The organism is Nocardia asiatica NBRC 100129 (assembly GCF_000308415.1).
Taxonomy (GTDB): Bacteria; Actinomycetota; Actinomycetes; order Mycobacteriales; family Mycobacteriaceae; genus Nocardia; species Nocardia asiatica.
The window spans coordinates 1-2,254 of record NZ_BAFS01000363.1; the positions used below are offsets into that span (position 1 = coordinate 1).

Consider the following 2,254-nt stretch of genomic DNA (forward strand, 5'->3'; position numbering starts at 1 on the left):
GGCGTCCACGCCACCGTCGCCGGGGTGCTGCTGGGCTTCACCGTTCCGGTGCTCCACCAACCCCGCGACGACGATTCACGCAACCCGGCACGCCGAGGCCTCGCCGAACAGTTCGAGCACCGACTGCGGCCGATCTCCGCTGCTGTCGCGGTGCCGGTATTCGCGTTCCTGGCCGCAGGGGTCACCATCGGGGGGCTGAGCGGGCTGGTCGAGTCGCTCACCGAGCGGGTCACACTCGGCATCGCCGTCGGACTCGTCTGCGGGAAAGCGTTCGGCATCCTCGCCACCACCTATCTGACCGCGAAACTCACCCGCGCCGAACTCGACACCGACCTGCGCTGGATCGACGTGGCCGGGGTCGCGCTGCTGGGTGGGATCGGATTCACCGTGTCGCTGCTCATCGGCGAACTCGCCTTCGCGGATGACCCGTCGCGGGAGGATCACGTCCGCATCGGGGTATTCATCGGCACTCTCACCGCCGCACTCCTGGCGGCGATGGTGTTGCGGCTGCGCAACCGAACCTATCGGCGCATCGCCGAAGCAGAAACCCGCGACGACGACAACGACGGAATACCCGACGTCTACCAGCACCACCGATAGCGGTGTGCGGGATAACGTACTGCGGCGATGCTCTCATCGGGGATCCGGGAGGTTCAGTACTCGACATATTCGCCCTCTCGGCCGACACGGACGAGCAGACAAGCAACCTGGTGACGTCTGTCCGACTGTGCTGCAGGCCGGGCGTTCATTGCCGACATGGAGCGATGAGGACCGGGATGCGGCTGGCTTGCAGCACCGCTTGACTGACCGAACCGAGCGTGGCGCCCGTAACTCCGCCACGTCCACGGCTACCGAGTACCACCAGTTGCGCGTGCCGGGACGCCTCCAGCAGCCGCTGCGCCGGGCGGCCGTCGACAACCACTCGATCCACGCAGACATCCGGAAACGTATCGGTGAAGCTCGCCACGGTTTCTTCGAGCAACGCCTCGGCGCGCTGCCGCGCTGTGTCGAGCGCGCTGGGTCCACCATTTCGATCGGACCATGTCGTCACCGCCACCAGCCCTACATTCCGGCTCGCCGCTTCGTCGAAAGCGATACCGACCGCGCGAGCGCTGCAGCGCGAACCGTCTACGCCCACCAGGACCGGAACATGAGACGACGGCGGCATCCTCGCCGCGGCAGCGGGAACGACAGCGACCGGACAATCGGCGTGCTTGATCAGACCGACGCCGACCGACCCGAACAACACACGCTCCAACGGATCCAAACCCCGAGCGCCGATGACCAGCAACTGAGCCGCCGCTGACCGAGCAGCCAACGCCGCCACCGGTGACGGCAAGTCGAGAAACGTCTCGACCTCGGCATCGGCGGGGAATCCCTCCAACTCACCCACGATGCTTCGCCCTTGGCCGAGGGCGGACTCACCCATCTCCCGGAATGCGCTGATATCGAACAGCAAAGAGCCGATCACCGGCAAGGCATGCACCGGTACACCGATGGCATGCACAAGATGCAGCGGCGCCTTGCGGCGCGCCGCCATCGCCGCACCCCAGCGGACGGCAGCAAGCGACGCAGGAGAGCCGTCGACACCGACAACGACAGGACGACGCACAGTCACAGATCGTGGCCTTTCGAAGCGGGACAGGACGCGCGGTAGGCAGGGTAGCTACTCATCGGCTGCTTTGCTCGGCGCGTTCCGTTGAGTCGGATTCTGTACAGCGCGGCGAGTCCGAGGCGCTGCCGATGGTGAGGGCGAACGCCGCGAGCACCACCGCGCCACACAGGGCGTCCAGATAGTTCTGCGTGGTCAGCAGATCCGCGGAGGGCACCTGCGGTGCGGCGAGGTGGTTGAGCAGCTGAGCCACCGAGCCCGCCGCGGCCGCCGCCCACCCGAACACCGGCCGGCCGGTTGTAGTGATCCCGACCGCCACGATGACCGGTCTGTCGGCAGCGTGGCGAGGCCGTAGTCGGCAATCGCCTCCGGCGGTGAGCCACCCGTCGAGATCGCGCGATGCGCATGGATCGTAGCCCGGGCACACTGCCCGAACGATCGGTCGGCCGCCTCACCTATCTGCCCGTCGTGAACGGTGTGTTCGGCACTGCGCCCCGCGACACCGCCGCGAAACCATCGAGGATGTACAGGGGGTCTCCGATGCCGCACCCGATGGTGCGGTCACCGGCTGTCGCTCTGCACTTCGCGGCTACCGCTGAAAGCTCCCGGTGACGGCCGCGGTGGCGTATCTTTCTTCTCAGG

The 2,254-nt window shown here is 67.0% G+C and carries 3 protein-coding genes; 1 reads left to right on the forward strand and 2 read right to left on the reverse strand.

The window, feature by feature from the left end; genetic code table 11:
* A partial coding sequence (locus ON27_RS29435) for a Na+/H+ antiporter NhaA (RefSeq protein ID WP_043734893.1) occupies nt 1-600 on the forward strand: 600 nt, incomplete at its 5' end.
* Nucleotides 601-745: 145 nt separating this feature from the next.
* Here the strand turns inward: ON27_RS29435 and ON27_RS29440 are convergent.
* Nucleotides 746-1,612, reverse strand: coding sequence for a universal stress protein (locus ON27_RS29440; RefSeq protein ID WP_043734896.1), 867 nt, complete (start codon nt 1,610-1,612; stop codon nt 746-748).
* Between the two features lie 58 nt (nt 1,613-1,670).
* Nucleotides 1,671-1,931, reverse strand: coding sequence for a hypothetical protein (locus ON27_RS29445; protein WP_043734900.1), 261 nt, complete (start codon nt 1,929-1,931; stop codon nt 1,671-1,673).
* Between the last annotated feature and the right edge of the window lie 323 nt (nt 1,932-2,254).